10 protein-coding genes are annotated in these 19,502 nt (G+C 36.1%); 5 read left to right on the forward strand and 5 right to left on the reverse strand.

Annotated elements, in window-relative coordinates:
* Both ACUTSE_RS17495 and ACUTSE_RS17500 read right to left on the reverse strand, forming a co-directional pair.
* Positions 1-691 (reverse strand): outer membrane beta-barrel protein (locus ACUTSE_RS17495; protein ID WP_445641179.1); only part of this gene is annotated, 691 nt, incomplete at its 3' end.
* 79 nt (positions 692-770) lie between these two features.
* On the reverse strand, positions 771-8,390 hold the full coding sequence (locus ACUTSE_RS17500; protein ID WP_445641180.1) for an MBG domain-containing protein: 7,620 nt from the start codon (positions 8,388-8,390) through the stop codon (positions 771-773).
* 206 nt (positions 8,391-8,596) lie between these two features.
* Here ACUTSE_RS17500 and ACUTSE_RS17505 point away from each other — a divergent pair, with 206 nt between their 5' ends.
* On the forward strand, positions 8,597-10,294 hold the full coding sequence (locus ACUTSE_RS17505) for a hypothetical protein (protein WP_445641181.1): 1,698 nt from the start codon (positions 8,597-8,599) through the stop codon (positions 10,292-10,294).
* Between the two features lie 36 nt (positions 10,295-10,330).
* On the opposite strand, the gene ACUTSE_RS17510 is transcribed toward ACUTSE_RS17505, so the two are convergent.
* From ACUTSE_RS17510 to ACUTSE_RS17520, 3 genes are all read right to left on the reverse strand, one after another.
* Positions 10,331-11,266, reverse strand: coding sequence for a pyridoxal-phosphate dependent enzyme (locus ACUTSE_RS17510; protein ID WP_445641182.1), 936 nt, complete (start codon positions 11,264-11,266; stop codon positions 10,331-10,333).
* Between the two features lie 61 nt (positions 11,267-11,327).
* A complete protein-coding gene (locus tag ACUTSE_RS17515; RefSeq protein ID WP_445641183.1) occupies positions 11,328-12,260 on the reverse strand; it encodes a peptidylprolyl isomerase in 933 nt (310 codons plus the stop codon).
* 13 nt (positions 12,261-12,273) lie between these two features.
* On the reverse strand, positions 12,274-13,440 hold the full coding sequence (locus ACUTSE_RS17520; RefSeq protein WP_445641186.1) for an MFS transporter: 1,167 nt from the start codon (positions 13,438-13,440) through the stop codon (positions 12,274-12,276).
* Positions 13,441-13,617: 177 nt separating this feature from the next.
* Between ACUTSE_RS17520 and trmD the strand changes: the two genes are divergently transcribed.
* From trmD to ACUTSE_RS17540, 4 genes are all read left to right on the forward strand, one after another.
* On the forward strand, positions 13,618-14,304 hold the full coding sequence (gene trmD / locus ACUTSE_RS17525; RefSeq protein WP_002987214.1) for a tRNA (guanosine(37)-N1)-methyltransferase TrmD: 687 nt from the start codon (positions 13,618-13,620) through the stop codon (positions 14,302-14,304).
* Between the two features lie 215 nt (positions 14,305-14,519).
* Positions 14,520-14,870, forward strand: a complete 351-nt coding sequence (rplS, locus tag ACUTSE_RS17530) for a 50S ribosomal protein L19 (protein ID WP_002987216.1) — start codon at positions 14,520-14,522, stop codon at positions 14,868-14,870.
* A gap of 310 nt (positions 14,871-15,180) precedes the next feature.
* Positions 15,181-18,741 carry an MBG domain-containing protein gene (locus ACUTSE_RS17535; protein ID WP_445641184.1) on the forward strand — a complete coding sequence of 1,187 codons (3,561 nt, stop codon included), beginning with the start codon at positions 15,181-15,183 and terminating at the stop codon, positions 18,739-18,741.
* 70 nt (positions 18,742-18,811) lie between these two features.
* Positions 18,812-19,502, forward strand: a 691-nt coding sequence (locus ACUTSE_RS17540; protein WP_445641185.1) for an outer membrane beta-barrel protein, incomplete at its 3' end; no start/stop codon positions are given.

Raw genomic sequence — 19,502 nt, forward strand, 5'->3', positions numbered from 1 at the left:
GTCCAATATCAAAATACAATCCAAAGTATAAATTTTGTCTTTCGGCTAATTCATATTTGTATCCTACTTCTCCTACCCAAGCGATTCGCGTATCAACATCAATATCTTTCTTTTCTTTGGGTGAATCAAAAGAGCCCAATCCTCCAAATTCAGGATAAGGTAAAACCAATTCATATTGTGGAAAATATCCTTCGGTTTGTAGCTGATTGAAAGTCGTTTCTACTTCGCTTGTCATACTCAAACCTATTTGAACCCCTGTTCTGAAATACAAATTGTTCTCCATTGTATAACCTACTGTAATGGGAATGTTCAGTTGATTTAGTGTTATTTTCTCGCTAACTGAACTTGCTTTGTATCGAAAGATAAAGTTATCTCCTTCCCAATCAGTTACAGGTAAACTTCCTTCTAAGCGGCTCATGTCGCTCTTGATTGAATTCATGGTATAAATTCCTCCAATACCTACACTCCATTTGCGAGACAAATGATAATCATAGTGAAGCCCAGCTCCATAAGACATTCCTCCATCTGATTTCGCATTATAAGGCAAACTATTTTGAACGCCTAAATAACCACCCTGCACGCTAACGCCGACTTCGTGTTTGTTGTAATAGTAACGGCTAAATTGAGCTGTCGCTGTTTGACTAATCAAACACAGACCAAATAGGCTTAATGCATATATAACTTTTTTCATAAAATTCGTTTTAAAAATCAGGCGGGAGCGGTGCTACCGCCTGACAACTATTTAAAATTAATAAACCTACTCTTTCCTACTATTCTCTTACAATAAACTGAACAGATTGGTGTTTCCCTTCTGATTTCAATACTAAGAAATAAGATCCTGTAGTAATTGTAGTTGGTAAATTCAACTCTTTTCTATTGCCGTTGAATGATCCTTTACTTACTACTTGTCCTAATACGTTATAAATAATGTATGAGTTTTCATAGTCTGTTTTAGAATCTAATACAACATTCAACGACTCTGTTTTACGAACTGGATTCGGGTAAACTTGTAATTCATCTGCCTGTTCAAATCCTAATTCAATTGGACAAGTTGTAAACTTAGTTCCATTTTTCAAAGTAAGAACAGCGTGGTATGTAGCAGTTGGATCTAACTTCATTCCATATTCACCTCCTGCAGAATACGCTTGTTGTGTACCAATCAATTCGTCATTTTTAAACCACTCGAATTTCACAAAATTATAGCCTCCGTTTGTTTCTTGATTGTTATTTACTAATAATACGTTTTCGTATTTCTGATAAATAACATTTGTAGTTGCTAAACGTTTCTCTATGATTACATAGTACTTTTTACTCTTCGTACCATCTTCTGAGAATACTTCGATTTCTTGTCTGTGTACTCCATATGTTTTCACGTCTACTACAATCTGAGTACTTGGTTTTACTGTTGTGCCTTTTGGTACAATAACATCTAAGGTTACTGTATTTTGGTTTGTAGCACAATCTAATACCACATAAGTTTCATCTTGTATTTTACCATAAGAAACACCATCTACTAGTAGTTCGGATATTTCCGTTCCATTACTCTTAATGATTAGTGTTCTTGACACTGGTTTAGCTGGTAAATAATTTTCATTACCATCTTGATACGCCGTAATAGTTGCTGTACCTACTTGTAATGGTGTAACTAATCCAGCTGGTGTCATGGTTAAGATTGGTTGATCATCAAAAGTCACTTCGTAACGAATTGGCAATCTAGAACTTGCTCTAGCCTCTAATTGGAATGAAGGAGTATCATCTAATATTACAACACTCAATTCATCAAACGTAATCACTTGTTCTGCTTTGACAATTCTCAATTCAGCGTTCAATTCTTTTGTTTCAAAATTCGGACCGTAATCAATAATTGCTTTTACTGCATAACGACCAACTTCTGTTTGATTATTATTAACATAAGTTACCACAGCATTTGGTGATAAATCTCCTGTTACCGCTAGACTTTTCACCGTACCATCATACGTAAATGTTTTTGATGGTAGTGTAACATTACCTACTTCATCTCTAACAATTTCAAACGTTGAAGGTACAAATGTGTCAATAAAGTAATTTGCTCTCGCTGCAAGTGTTCCTTGATTGATTGCATAAACGCCTACTGCCTCTCCTGCTACTCTTCCTAAGTTACCTGAAATTGCATTTACATTTCTGTCATTAAACTGCAATCCTTGAAGGGTATACGTTAAAATTGGGTCAGCGCTTCCAAATATTTTTCGCTGATTTGCATCAACAACAACAACAAGAGGAGCTTGTTTTATTTCAAACGTACTTGCTGTATCAACTACAAATGTATAGTTGTTATGAAGCGAAGCTAAACTACCTACTGCATAACGGTAAACACGTACGTTTTCACCTTCTACTCTTCCTAATAAACCGCTAATTACAGCTGTTGTATCCGTGAATTTAAATCCAGTTGCTGTATAGGTTAATACTGGGTCATCTTGTCCATATACTTTATTCTGTCCTCCTATAGGAGTAATCATCAAAGTAGCTGGAGTAATGGTTAAGTTACCTAACTCAAACTGTAAGCGATAATTTGTTGTAGTCGCTATAGTTCCATTTTGGTAAGCATATACTCCCACATTTTCACCTTGTTGACGTGTTAATGCTCCTGTAATAACCGCATTTGTATCGCCATTCGTTAATCCTACTACTTGGTAGTTTACAGCTGGATCATTATCCCCATATACTTTCGTTTGATTAACCATTTTAATGGTCAATTCTGCAGGAGTAATTATAAAGTTTGCTCCTGTAAACGTAATCGTATAGTTTGTCGATGTTAACGTACCTTGTGTAATCGCATACGTACCGATATTTTCTCCTGGCTCTCTTACTAGAGCACCTGTTAATGCTGTGTTATCATCATTAAATTGATATCCTTGTCCCGTAAATCCTAAAGTAGGTTCTACTTGTCCATATACTTTAGTCATTTGAGTCGCTTGTACTCTTAATACTGCTGGTGTAATTTTGAAAGTCGCTGCTGTAAAATCAAATGTATAATTAGCTGCACTTAAGCTACCTATACCAATTGCATAATCTCCTACATTTTCTCCAGCTACTCTAGCTAATCTTCCTGTTACTACACTTGCATTATCTGTCAATTTAAATCCTTCAACTGTATAGGTTAACGTCGGATCTGCAGCACCATATACTTTAGCAAGATCATTCGCAACAACAGTTAATACAGCTGGTGTTACATGAACTTTAACTTCTGTACGTGCACTTTCACATCCATTGATGATGCGTTGACTTACCCAATACGTTGTGATTCCAACTGCATTTGCCGAAGGCGTTGGTGCAGTTGTACTTCCCGTTGTTGCATCACCTACATACCACACTAATTCGTCTCCGCTGGTAAGGTTAGCTTCAAGTACAACTGGTGTATCACCATATGCATAATATATATCTGCTGTTGCAACTGTTGGAGCTTCTAATATAGCTTCAACAAACACCTGCACAGCTGTTCTAACTTCACTTTCACAATTGTTTAATTTTTGTGAAGCATAGTATATTGCTTCGTCTTGTAAAGGTGTTGTAGATGTAATCAAGGTTCCTCCTACAGGAGCGTCATACCATTTAATAGCTGTTCCATCTGCTGTCAAATTAGCAACCGTTGGATTATTAATTAAACAGAATCTTTGAATTGCTTGTGCTTCTGGAGCTGGAGTACGTGATAAATGAACCGTTATTGCTATTCTTTCAGACTCACATCCTACTTGAGGGAAATGACTTGATACATAATAAGTCGTTCCGTTACTCAATACGGTTGTATCAGGTAAAGCTTCCGTTGCTGTTTCAGATGCATACCATTTACTTTCAAATCGATTAGCCAGTGTAACCTCTAAATCTGCCAATGTAGCATCTTCACATAATGATTGATCCGCATCCGCAATTGGAAGAACAGGTTGAAGAATTTCTATTTGTACAGGTTGACGTGGTGAACTACAAGTCCCATTAGTCAACTCCACATAATACGTACCTGTTTGCGTAATTGTTGTTAACGCTGTTGTAGCTGTCATTGAAGCAAACCATTTTGCAGTTGTTTCACCAGTAATAGTCATTGGAATATCAGTAACATTTACTGTTTCACAAAAAGTAGATTCATCAATTACAAAACTTCCAAGATCTACCATTTCTACTGCAACTTCTCTTGTAATCTCACACCCTGAATCTCCATCTTTAGCTGTTAAAGTATAAGTAGCTGGTTCTATAGCTCTTACATATACTATTCGACGTGAATCTCCAGTATATGCTTCAGTTCCCTCTGGGTTTGTGTATAAGCCCGTTAATGGAGCCCATGTATATTGATGTGTAGCCGTAAATCCTAATTTAATATTAGGTCTATTTCTCGAAACGCCACTAGAAGTAAATGAGGTTCTAGCATCCATTCCACCTATTCCTCCAGTAACACTATCAGATGCTCCGTAAACAACACTATCGAATGTAGTAGTTGAATAACGATGTGTTGTTCCAGAACCATTACCACCGTTTCCAGCATTGTGTACGGTTTCAATAATTAAATTACTTGTACCATCCCACACGAATGGAGTGTTCAATGTAAATGTTACAAAACCTGAAGCTGATGGAGTAAAAGATAAGCTATTATAAACGGTTGTCAACGTTGACGAAGTACCTAAACTTGCCGATGCCATAGTAGTTCTAGTCGTATGTCCCATTCGAATGGTAAAATCTTTACACTGAGAAGCAACAAAAGCATTTAATTCAAAGGCAAGTGTTTGAATCATACTACCAGCAGTTAATCCTTTTGCTAACAATTCGTCTTTGGTATAAAGCATTTGTGTCTTCACACCTCCATAGAAAGCAGACAGAGGATTTGGATAACTTGTTGTACCTGTAGCCGATGTTCCTGTTCCAAAAATAGATTCAGTACTTCTACCAGTACCGGCATTCAATTCTCCTACTGTTCCAGGACACAACTCTATTGATGTTACCATACCATTTACCTCTGGAGTAGGTTTTACAACAACTCGTACTGTCTTTTTAACTTTACAAGCACCATTCGATTGAGATACAGTTAACACATAATCTGTAGTCTCTGTTGGTGAGAATGTCCATCCCGTAGTAGCATTTCCTGTTACTCCAGTAGTAGGCATCCATTCGTACGTATCATAATTTGCAGTTCCTTCAGTAACAGTAACTACATTGCTCATTTGTTCTCTACAAATTTCTAACTCCGCTGTTGATAATGTAAAAGCTGGTGCTTCAGTTACAGTAGCTACTACTTCAGTACGAGGACTCGTACATCCTACTTCATATCCAATATTATAAAAATAATAATAGGTGGAACTTGCACCCGAAAGATATCCTCCTGTAAGTGTAATTGCATTATCATCACTTACATAAGGAAAAGGAGCTGAGTATTCTCTAATTAAAGATACTCCTGAATAAGCTTTAATTAACATGCGGTAACCTGTACCTGGCTGTACATCAAAATTCATAGGAACTTGAGTCGGTGTTGTTATACCATTTGCCTGAATATTTATATTCCCTGTAGAATATAATTCGGTTCCTACACTATTAGTAATTTTTACATTTATAGTTCCACTACTTGTAGCATAAATATTTGCACTTGTAATTTTTATTGGCTCTGTAACAGAGAATACAATACCTGTATCCGTACTTTCATAAGTAGAATTATCAGTTGGGGCAACTTTCCCTACATTTTTAGCTACTGCATCCGCAGTTGAACTTACCCAATATGATGTCGTTTGTGAAATTTCTGGTGTAACAAATGTGTTTCCTGTACCTAATGCAGTTGTGCTTGTCGCTGTTTCATACCATCTTACCAAGCCTCTTTCATAAGTCGCTTGAAGTGTTGTTGTATCAACTCCACAGATTGTTCCACCAGTAGAAGAAACTAAAGCAGGTGGTTGACAAAGCGTTTTAAATGATTTTCCTTCTGTCCAAACACTTCTATCCGTTCCGACACATTTAGATCGAATGTAAATTTTATAGTCTGTCAATGGTGTTAATCCATTTACTGTTGCTGTTAGTACACCTGCTGCTGTTGATCCAGTAGCCACGCGTCCTGTAGCTTCACCTGGATTACCTGAAGTGCGAATTTCATACTCATACCCACTCACAGGTGCCTGTTCTGGTACAACCCAAGTAAAGATAACACTATCATAAGTCAAAGTGGCTCTATCAACAGTTATCTCACCAGGCACAAAACACGTTGGTGTTTTATCTAATTCGACATCGCCTACATAAAGAGTAAGTTTATCTGCATCTGAATACGCCTGAAAACCAATATAAAATACGCCACTTGTAGCTGGTGTAAAATCAATTACTTTCTCAACTGTAGCACTACTTGCACTAGTAGTTACTGCGAATAACTCAGTCGTCATTCCTGTATTTACCGCTGAAGTACCATAACTTACACGTAACTTTTCTGCGTAATTACCATGCGAATATTTAAATTTCAATCGATAACTTTGGCCTGCTACTAAATTAATTGCATGAGTAAAGAACCAATCATCCGCAGCATTACTACTATGATAAGGATATCCCATTACTTTTGTACCTCTAAATGGAGTTCCAGATGGTTTAGCATACGATATCCATGTTTTTTCATCATTATTGACATTTTGTACGGCTAAACAGAACGGAATATTTGGTGTAGTTACATAGTTAATATCCATCACATAAGGAACATTCTCTGCCACACAAGCAGTTCTAAAGTTCAATACCTCTGTCCATACACTTGAATCAGTTCCAGAACATACAGCTCTCACATAAAACTTATAAGCTGTATTAGGCAATAATCCATTTACTGTTGCTGTAACTACGCCTGCTGCTGTAGTTCCAAAAGCTACACGTCCAGTAGCATCACCTGGGTTACCTTCTGTACGAACTTCATACGCATACCCATTTGCTGGCAAACCAGTAGAAGCAGTCCATCCAAAAACGGCTGTATTGGACGTTACACTAGTTAATCTAGCATCCGTTGGTTCAATACAAGCTGGCGATACATCTACTTTAACATCTCCAATAAACCAAGAAGACTTATTTGCTTCAGAATATGACTGAAAACCAATGTGATACACACCACTTGTTGCAGGCACGAAATCAATAAATTTAGTTACTGTCGCACTAGTATTTCCCGTTTCAGTTGTAAACAATTCGTTGGTCATAGCTGTATTGACAGCTGATGAACCATAGCTTACTCTCAATTTCTCAATTTGACCTGCATCTCTATATTTAAAAGAAACGCGATAACTTTGCCCTGCTACTAAATTTAAACCTTGTGTATAAAACCAATCATTAGCAGCATTAGTAGTATGCACATTGTATTTCATTACATTTGAATCTACAAAACCTGAAGAAGAAGGTTTACTAGAAGCCGTCCACGTTTTACCATCATTATTAACATCTTGTACTGTAACGCAACTTGGCACAACAGAAGATGAAGAAAGAGTCATTGCATAAGGAATATTTACAGGTGCACAAAGGGTTTTGAAGCTAATCATTGCCCAAGACGAATTAATATCATCCTCACAATTTGTTTTGATATAAAAATAATATTGTGTATCTGGAGTCAACGTAGTCAAATCAACTTGCTCTTCAGCATTTGATACTGAACCTGTGCTAATTCTTCCTGTAGCTGTTCCGACATTCGTATTGGTACGCAGTTCATACTCTTGTGCCATAATACTCACTGAGTTATTCACCCAATTCATCGTAGCTGTGGTTGAAGTTAATCCAGAAACAGAAAGATTTTCTGGTTTTTGACAAGGATTCAAAGCTCCTAAAAATTGTATTTGGCCCACTGAACTAGTTCGTGTTCCAGAAACACTATTTAAATTTACCACATTATAAATTCCTCCTGAATCTCTGGAACTATACATCCCTCTATTTGTCGCTGTATAGCTTCTAAAAAAAGGTTTTCCTTCAAATGAAGAATAATCTGGTTTTTTTTCCACTACGGTAACTAAAATATTATCCGTTCCATTATAATTAAAAGGAGTAGTTAAGGTCAATTCCAGCCATTGTCCAACAACTGGAGTAATTATACCGCTAAATACTGGTGTCACTCCTGCTAAAGATACATAATCAGAACTTCCTGAAAAAGAGGTTTTAGTTGTGTGAGTAATATATACATCCCAATCATCCCATTTATCACTACCACCTGAAAAAGTTTCTACAAACCATTTTATTTTCGTGATATCTCCAGCCATTCCGTCCTGAGCTAAATACTCAGAATTCAGAACAATCTGTTGACTAACACTGAAAGAGTCTCGTCCATAAATCGGAAACCGATCCGTAGTAGCTGTTCCCGAACCAATTTGGATCTGGGAGAACATCGATAACGAAAAGCTGAGTAAGAACAGCCACGTTAAAAGTAATTTCTGCTTCATAAATTAAATAGAGTAAATAATGATTAATAATTGATTTAATTGTTTGTTGTTTTTGAAGCCATAAGGTGTCTTTACAAAAACTTAAGCAAAATATAACATTCTGTTAAAAAAATAATATATTTGGGGTGGACATTAGGGTGGACAAAAGGGTGGACATCCAAAAATTTAACTATATTTGCTCATTCATTCGATATAAAAAGGTATTTATGAAAAAAATAGTATACTTTATTATTTTATTATGTTTCTATTCTTGTAGCAATACAAGAGAGAATACCTCTTTACATATCAACCAATTCCTAACAGAGCTACATAAAGTAGATGATGTTACTAAATTAGACGACCTAGTTCAGGCTCAATCCTCCAGCCCTCATCCCTTGCAAAAGGACCTATTACATATCATTCAGAAGGTGAAAAGGGCTCAAATTAAAGCGGAGGAGCTAGGCGCATTTAATGAGCAGACGACCTTATTAATGAAAGAAGCGGAAGCACAAATAAAAGCTTTAAATTTCCCTAATTTAACCCATTGGTTTAATACCCAAATTGGGTTTTACTACTATACCTATAATCATTATATCGAAGCCGCTAATTACTATAGCGAGGTTGCTTACGTTTTAGATCACCATCCAGAAGAAATTACCATACAGCCTACTGACATCTACCGAAAAATCGGTTATTTCTATGGCACTATAGGCAAATATAAACAGGGAATTACCTACTTAACCAAAGCATTACAATTCACTTCCAAAGACAATATCAATTACACTAGCTTATTGAATGCAATTGGTAATTTTGCAATTAAGGACAAACAAGAAGCATTAGCTTACCCTTATTTAATACAAGCCAAAAATTTAGCAGAAAGTCAAGGAGATCTTTTGCGTTATGCCAAGATTTTAGGTGATTTAGCAAGCATCGAAAACAATAAACAAAATTGGGAAAAAGCCATTGCTTATTTAGAAGAAGATATTACACTTTCTAAGAAAGTGGATGACAAAAAGAATACTATGTTTGCCTTGCTTTCGCTTGCACAAGTATATTGGGATAAAGGTGATGTAGCAAATACAAAGAAAACAGCACTAGAGGCTTTTTCGTATACACAAACCCTAAATTATGTCAAGGGGTTTGAATATGATATCATGAAATTACTATTGGAAGTTTCTATTGCGGAAAAAGATGAAAAACGCGAATTGCTCTATAGAAGAAAGTTAACGACCCTCAATGAATATATTAGTGAAACTGAAGGTCAAAAGGCCATCGATCAAATTAATTGGGATGCCGAAATTGAATTGATTAACTTACAATTGGAATCACAGCGCTATCACTATGAGAAAATTAATTATCAGCGCCTACTTTTTTTATCACTTTCTTTTTCATTGGGTTGTGTTCTTGTTTTTCTTTACAAAGTATATCGAAAACAATTATCCAAACAAGCATCCATGTATGAATCTAATATTCAAAAAATTGAACAAGAGATGGCTGAATCGGAGAAAAGATGGCAAGATACGAATCACTCTTTGGACTCCTATAAAGAATACTTAGCAGAAAAAACAAAACAGATCAATATCTTAGAAGTTGAATTAAATAAAATAAAGGATTCTACAAGTGTAAAATCCCAAGCGGAACGCATGAAGCTAGAACAAACTATTTCTTCTCACTTGATGACAGATGAGAGTTGGTTGGTATTCAAAAAGACCTTTCAAACAGAGCAGTCAGAATATTATGAAAACCTCATCGCTTCCTTTCCAGATTTAACAGATTCTAATTTACGTGTTATTTTATTACAGCGATTGAATCTTACCAATCAAGAGACGGCTAATATTTTAGGCATTACAATTGATGCTGTAAAAAAGACGAAACAGCGTTTACGAAAAAAGTATAGTGAGACCTATCAACAATTGTTCGATTAAAAGCATAAAAAAAGGTTTAGTAAAAAACTAAACCTTTTAAAAGGGTAAATTATCTAAATCTACATTTCCACCAGATAAAATAATTCCTACTTTTTTGCCTTCAAATAGTGGGCGTTCTTTAATCAATACGGCTAAAGCTACAGCACTACTTGGCTCTACAACAATTTTCATGCGTTGCCAAATGAGGCGCATGGCACTAATAATTTCATTTTCTCGAACGCGAATAATCGCTTTTACACCTTCTTTAATAATTGGAAAATTGACATCTCCCAACTGCGTACGCAAACCATCTGCAATAGTATCCACAGAAAGATTACATTCAATCTTTCCGCTTGTTAAGGAACGAAAGGCATCATCTACTTCATAAGGTTCTCCTGCATATACTTCAATCCTCTCTTTTCCAAAGGCCTGAGCTGCTAAAATAGTTCCAGCTAATAATCCACCACCACCAACAGGCACAATCAAGGCGTCTAAATCTGGTTCAGTTTCCAATAACTCTTTCGTCGCTGTACTGTTCCCTATAATGACATTGATTTCATTTGAAGGGTGAATGAATGTTGCACCTGTTTCATCAATCACTTGATTACATACACGCTCTCTCGACTCCATCGTAGGAGCACATTCCACAATTTCCCCTCCATACATTACCACCGCATCCTTTTTTACATTAGGTGCATTAAATGGCATTACAATATAACATTTCACGCCAAAAGTACGAGCAGCCAAAGCAAGTGCCTGCGCAAAGTTACCTGAGGAGTGTGTCACAACTCCCTTTTCTTTTTGCTCTGTAGTTAAATGCAAAATAGCATTAGTTGCGCCTCTCATTTTAAAGGCTCCTGCACGCTGAAAGTTTTCACATTTAAAATACAAATCACTACCTAGAAAGTTTTCAATATGACCAGACTCCATAATAGGCGTATGATGCACATAGGGTTTTATTTTCTCGTAACACGTATTGATTTTCTCTTTCATAAAAAAATAGCATTGGATAAAAAACTCCCAATCTTAAAAAAGATTGGGAGCTTATGTTATATTACTTTACATCCATTAATTCAACATCGAATACTAGGATTGCATTTGGAGGAATAACTCCACCTGCACCTCTTTCTCCGTATCCTAAATAAGGAGGAATAACGAAACGAGCTTTATCTCCTACGCGTAATAGGGAAATTCCTTCGTCCCATCCTTCAATTACATGTCCCATTCCCAAAGGAAACTCGATTGGTTTTTTGCGTTTGTATGAATTGTCAAACTCCATTCCATTATCTAAAGCTCCTTTATAGTGAACCGCAACTGTTTTACCTTTTTCAGCTTGTTTCCCTGATCCATTTACGATCATTTGGTAACGCAATCCACTTTCAGTACGCTCAAAACCAGCAGCTACTTTTTCTAAAGCTTCTTCTCCTGCTTTTTTCTGTTCTGCAATTCTTTTTTCTCTTGCTCCTTCAAATGTACGGAAAGCCTCAACTGCATTCCATTTTTGCGCATCTTCACCAACACGTACAATTTCGATTGATTCGATGATGTCATCTTGTGTAATTGCATCCACGATATCTTGTCCACTGATTACACGTCCAAAAACAGTATGTTTACCGTCTAACCACGGTGTAGCAACGTGTGTGATAAAGAATTGTGATCCATTTGTTCCAGGACCTGCATTTGCCATAGACAATACTCCAGGACCATCATGCGTTAATGTAGCATCAAATTCATCATCAAATGTATAACCTGGTCCACCTGATCCAATTCCTTGTGGACATCCTCCTTGAATCATAAAATCTGGTATAACTCTATGAAACTTTAATCCATCATAGTACGGTTTTCCTTGTGGACGTGCTGAATTTTCTAATTTTCCTTCTGCTAATGCAACAAAGTTACCTACTGTTCCAGGTGTTTTATCTTCAGTTAGTTTAACTAAAATCTCGCCTTTTGACGTATTAAATTTTGCGTAAATACCGTTTTCCATTCTTCTTATGTTATTAATTTTTACTATTTTTTTTCTTTGTGCGTAGATAAATCAGAAATGACAAAAAGGCCAAAGCCATGCCACCTAAACAAACACCTACCCATCCAAAATATTTCCACAAATATAAACCAAAAGCCGAGCCAAAAGCTGTTCCGAGGAAACTAAATGACATATAGACAGTATTCAATCGGTTACGTGCTTCAGGCAATAAGGAGTAAATACGCGTTTGATTAGAGACGTGAATCGTTTGTAATCCTAAATCTATCAGGACTATTCCAATAATAATGCCCACAATAGATGTGGCAGATAATGCAAAAACAACAAAACTCAAAAATGTCATGCTTATGCCATATAAGATTAATTTTTGAGCGCCTCCTGCTCCACCAATCTTCCCAACTAAAGGCGCTGCGAAAGCACCACAAGCCCCAATTAATCCAAAAGATCCAATCAAAGCACTGTCATACCCAAAAGGCTGATTGTGTAATAACAATACCATCGTCGTCCAAAAAGCACCAAATTGAGCGAAAGCTAAACTTGTAATCCAAGTAGCTTCTCGAAGTACAGGTTGTTCTTTAATTAAAATAAAAAGCGAACGATATAAACTCGAAATAGATCCTTGATATGTTGGTTTATTAATAGGAAGTCGAAATTGAATCAGAATAACAAGTAAGACTCCAATTGCCGTTGCAATCCAGAACATCCCTCTCCAGCCTAACCATATTCCTACAAATCCACTTAAAGTACGCGAGAATAAAATCCCAATCAACAAACCACTGACTACAGTACCAATTACTTTTCCTCGTTGTTCTTCTGAAGCTAAACTAGCGGCCATTGGCAGAACAAGTTGAGGAACGATGGAAGTAGCACCAAGTAAAAAACTAATTACCTGTAGCCAGAAGAAATTCGTGACACTTGCTGTTAATCCCAAAGCAATAATAGCACAAAGGGTTGTGTAGGTAATTTGTTTTTTTCGCTCTAATCGATCTCCTAACGGAATCATCAGAAACATCCCTATTGCATAGCCCGCCTGGGTTAAATACGTTAATGTCCCTGCTGAAGCTTCTGAAACGCCAAACTCATCCGCAATTAGTGGTATTAAGGGTTGGCAATAATATAAATTAGCAACAATTAACCCCGTAACTGCTGCCATAAACAATACATTTGCTTTAGATAAACTCATACCTACAAAGGTAAACATCTCCTATATTTCTAACCAAATAAAGGGATAATTTCTACAACAAATAAATAATACGCAACATTGAATTAAATTAAAAATTCGCAGGAAACTGAACTTGATGGGCATATAACCATTGGATTGTACAAAAGAGGATTGTACCTTTGCTCAAATTTAAAACCCATGCGCATAGATATCATTTCGGTTGTTCCTGAATTAATTGAAAGCCCTTTTCAAGCTTCTATTTTAAAACGAGCGATTGCGAAAGGACTTGTTGAAGTACACTTTCATAATTTACGTGATTATAGCACCAACAAGCACAAAAATGTTGATGACTATCAATTCGGTGGTGGTGCAGGGATGGTCATGAGTATTGAACCGATTGATCGTTGTATTAGCAAATTAAAAGAGGAACGTGAATACGATGAGATTATTTACATGTCTCCTGATGGAGAAACATTGAATCAATCTATGGCTAATAGCATGTCACTACTGAAGAATATCATTATTCTATGTGGCCATTACAAAGGAGTAGATCAACGCGTACGCGATCATTTTATCACGAAGGAAATTTCAATAGGTGATTATGTGCTATCTGGTGGAGAATTAGGAGCTGTTATTTTATGTGATGCTTTAATTCGTCTAATTCCAGGTGTACTAAATGATGAAACCTCAGCCTTAACAGATAGCTTCCAAGATAATTTGCTTGCTCCTCCTATTTATACAAGACCTTCGGAATACAAAGGATGGAAGGTTCCTGATGTATTACTAAGCGGTAATTTTGCTGCTATTGATAAATGGAGGGAAGACATGGCTTATGAACATACTAAAACCAGAAGACCTGATCTTTTAGAAGACAAGCAAAAATAAAGCTAAGCTTCTCGTTTTGAGTTAGTTTTCCTATTCTTTTTTAAAACAGAATGGGTGATTCACCTTATAGATTAAGTAAAGAACAATATCTCAATTATTTAGCCTAAAAATTAGGATTATTTTATTGGATTTTCATATATTTGCACTCGCTTTAAACTAACCTCTGGCGAGGTCCGTGCATGTTGGTTTAAATTAATTAATTATTTTTTTCAGAAATGGCAGATTTAATGAAATTCGTTCAAGACGAATTAGTTGCAAAAAAAGACTTCCCAGCATTTAAAGCTGGAGACACAATTACTGTGTACTACGAAATTAAAGAGGGTGACAAAAAAAGAACTCAGTTCTTTAAAGGAGTAGTTATCCAAAGAAGAGGTTCAGGTGCTACTGAGACTTTTACTATCCGTAAAATGTCTGGTAACGTTGGTGTAGAGCGTATCTTCCCAATCAACATGCCTGCTTTAGAAAAAATCGAATTAAATCAAAGAGGTAAAGTTCGTAGAGCTCGTATTTTCTACTTCAGAGAACTTACTGGTAAAAAAGCAAAAATCAAAGAAAGAAGAGGATAATCTTATTTCTGAGACGAATAAAAAAGGGAAAGCACATGTGCTTTCCCTTTTTTATTTACATCCTTTTCCCCTATCCTATCTACATTATTTAGTCTAAGCGATATAGTTTACCCCCAAATAAATTTGTTATTCTTTTCAAACAAAATCACCTATAATTAACTAAATAAAGAAATATCATCTATTAAAATTTTTATTATTGATTTTTTTTAGATATTTTCATAACTAAATTATGTTATATTTTTCTTAATTTTAAAACCCAATTCTCTAATCAAAGAATTAACTAAGAAAATAGATCTAAAAATCAATGTACATGAATCCAAAACTACTACTAACAGGAGTACTGCTCTTCTGTTGTTCACTCTTGGCGTTTCCCTTAAACAAAGCATCTTCTTTTGTATTTAACGAAAACAAGGATGCCTTACCCATACAAACAGAAATTGTATTTTCAGATTTGGGTGAAATAACCGTTGAAAATCCCTTTTTCTGTGCACCAACAGCTGTGACCGCAATTAGACTCCGTACTGCATGTACAGGCCAACCCAAATGGTATGCTTCAGCAACGGACGTTACTGAAATAACAACAATCAGCCAATCAGGTACGTATTATGTTGAATTGATTAACGGAAACTGTAAAGCAGAACGAAAACCTATAGAAATCATTATTCTTACCCCTCAACCTCCACGAGCGGATAGCAATCAATATTTATGTAATGCCCCTACATTAGCACATATACAAGTAGCAGTAGAAGATTTATACATTACCCGTTGGTATGCAACAGCTACCTCGACAACACCGTTAGCTTACAATACTCCTATAGTTAGTGGAACAACTTATTATACCTCAAGTTATCATATAGTAGCTGGTTGTGAATCAACACGTATCCCTATAACCGCTACTATTGTTAATACAGCAGCACCAACTGCTGAGGCAGAACAACTTTTTTGTCCTTCTAATCAACCTACAATTGCTGATTTAGAAGCTACTGGAAGTACAATCAAATGGTATAATGCCCCCGAAGGCAGTACTCCTCTTGCTTCTACCAATAGATTAATAAATAATAGAACCTATTATGCTTCTCAAACGATTCATAACTGTGAAAGTACGACGAGAACAGCTGTTACAGTTCGAATGGAAAATGTTGCTATGCCTATTGTAGAAAACAATGCCGTTGAATTTACCTATGGTGATACTTCTACTCCTTTTACGATAGATGTTGCCCCTGGTCATGTACTTATGTGGTATACAAGAGCTACAGGCGGACAAGGAAGTAGTGTTACACCAACCATACCAACAGATGCTGTACACACTTTTATATATTGGATTAGTCAGCGAAGCCCTAGCGGATGTGAAAGTGAACGCTTAGCCATAAAAGTAAACGTACGTCCAGCAATATTAACCATTACACCTGATGCATTAACAAAAGAATATGGAGAAGTCGATCCGCCTTTAACTTATACTGTTAGTGGATTTATTCATCAAGAAGATATAGTTCCTCTTCGTGGCCAACTTTATCGTTTACCTGGTGAAAATGTAGGTCGATATGACTTTACATTGGGATCACTTACTTCAACACCCAATTACACCCTGTACCTTGAACCTATCAAGTTTAGTATTACTCCGGCACCTTTAACTATTACAGCAGATTCGAAAACAAAAGTATATGGAGAGAGAGAACCTCGATACAGTTATACTGCTGAAGGTTTTAAATTTTCAGATACGATACGTTCTTTAACAGGAAACATAACAAGAGAACCAGGAGAAGATGTAGGCATCTATCGTTTTTTACAAGGTAATGTAAGCAATTCCAATTACAACATCATTTTTATCGATAATACTTTTACGATTACACCTGCAGATTTGACTATTCGCGTTCATAGCCCATATGAAGTCCCTCCTCTTCCCAGTAATATGAAAGAATATGGAAATCCCGAAAATACAGCCATTTTTTACTCCCTTATAGGTCTAACGAATGGAGATACACCAGCAACTATCATAACAGGTTCGTTAGTTCGTGATCCAGGCGAAAATGTAGGTTTTTATGCTATTCATCGAAATGATTTAACTGTACATTCTAACAACTATACAGTTCATTACATTCCCAATGTATTCTACATTGCACCTGCTCGTTTAGATCTTTATCCTACTCCTGGTCAATGGAAAACCTATGGACAACCTGATCCAGTTATAACCTATGACTCGATTGTAAGATTCAAATTGGATGATACTATTGATTTAATTCGCGAAATACGATTGGAGAAAATGGCTGGAGAAAATGTAGGGTTTCATTATTATAGAGTTGCCTATTTTTCTATGGATACACAAAACTATTACATTAATATAGTATATGAACAATTTGAAATTAAACCAGCCCCTCTTGCCATTATAGCTAATCCTGATCAATACAAATACTTTGGCAGTGCAGACCCTATTTTAAAATTTACAGGAGTAGGCTTACAGTTTAATGATACAAATTTTCAAGCTACGCGAGGACGCTTAAGTAGAGAAGAAGGCGAAGATCTTGGTTTCTATCCCATTACAATTGGTACCTTAGAAGCTGGTCCGAATTATTACCTTACAGATTTTACTTCCGCTGATTTTGAAATTCGTAAAGCAGAATTTGAAGGAAAAGATGACCTCAAATTTTTATCTAAAACATTTGTCTATGACGGAACAGTAAAAAGCTTAGCGGTAACAGGAAGCATCCCTCCAAATACTGTTATTACTTATATCAATAACCACCAAACGGAAGTGGGTATATACAACGTAAAAGCAGTTATAGATTTTGGTCCAAATTACGAAATACTCGAATTAGAAGCGGAACTGACTATTGTCAAAGCTCCTCAAGAAATCGATTTTGAAGAACTAGACATTATTTATATCGAGGATACGCCATTTTTACAATTGCATGCAACAGCTACTTCAGGACTTCCAGTGCGTTTTGAAGTAACCTATACTAGTATGCCCAATCTCTTAACGATGACAGCAGCAGGATTAGTGACGCCATTACAAGTAGGAACTGCTAAAATTACCGCTTATCAAGATGGAAATGAGAACTATTTACCTGCCACACCAGTAACAAGAACACTCATCATCAAAACCAACGTTACTGATATTTTAGACCTACTTGTTGATGGAGTCTCTTATGGTAGAATACAAAAAGAAACCTATATTCTGTTAGATTGTGATCCTAACAAAAATAGTGTTCTATTAGAAGTTCTTGTCAACGAAGGGATGACAGTAAAACCTAACAATCGTATTGTAGTTGATGTTAGTACATATGGAATACACAAGCAAGAAATTGAAGTATTCTCAGAAGATGGTACGAAGAGTACAAAATATTATGTTTATATCGAGAAACGCTTTCCTACCACCAACATTGTGTATCAGAAATACGAAAACGTATTATTAGTTAACAATAATGCGACAACCAACGGAGGTTATAAATTTGTAAAATACGAATGGTATAAAAACAACGAGTTAATCAGTACACAACAATCCTATTCTGCTGGAGATAAATATGGAATGAAACTAGATGATACGGCAATCTATCATGCGGTTTTAACCCTGGCTAATGGGACTAAACTCACTACCTGTCCGATTGAAATCATCTTAAAAAAGAATGGTAAACTAAAAGTTTATCCAAATCCTGTGTCAAAAACACAAGCATTACAAGTTGTCTTAGAAGAGGACAAAATATATGAGAATAACTATACCATTTACAATGTAATCGGTCAAGTTATTTCCCAAGGCGTATTTACTGACGAGAAAAAAGAAGTGAATTTACCAGCAACAATTGCTTCGGGTTCTTATTACTTAGTACTAAAATCAGAAGGAAAACACCAATCAGTACAATTCATTGTAAAAGAATAACAACATACAAAACTTACTAATTATCAGGCAGTAGTTAGCCCTACTGCCTGATTTAAAAAAAATCAATTTTATGAGAAAAATTATATATGCATTAAGCCTATTTGGTCTGTGTTTTATTAGTCAAACAGCGACAGCTCAATTTAATCGTTACTATTACAACAAACACGAAGTCGGCGTTAGCGTACAAGGTGGATATCTAGGCGTTCAAAATAGTTTGCCTTATAATGCGAAATCAGATGGAGGAATGTCTTATGGAGCAGGGCTTCACTACGATTACCATTTGTCCCACAAATGGAGTATCGGCATTGGAGGGATTTATACCATGAATTCAATCAAGAGTGACATGAGTCGCTTAGAAGGCAGCTTACCTGTGACTGATTGGGAAGGAGATAACTTTATCTTTCGATACAAAGCTAGTTCAGTTAGCGAGAAAATAACACTAAACCAGCTGAACATTCCCATTACGGTCGGTTATACAATGGAGAACAATTTGTATTTCAGAACGGGGGTTCAACTAGGATTGAGTATGACGAGCGAGGTAGAAACGACTTTCAATCAGCTGCAAACCGAAGGATATTTTCCACAATATGAATTGGTTTTACCTTATCCTGAATTTGGAGGATTGGGCTCTTTTGATTTACCCAAAGAAAAGAAAGATATTGATGTTGATACGCGAATCGCTTGGGTAGGAGAAGTAGGATACAAGTACGAATTAGCCGAAAGACAAAATCTATACTTTGGATTGTATTTTGATATTGGTT

The organism is Myroides sp. TSA_177.3 (assembly GCF_052691955.1).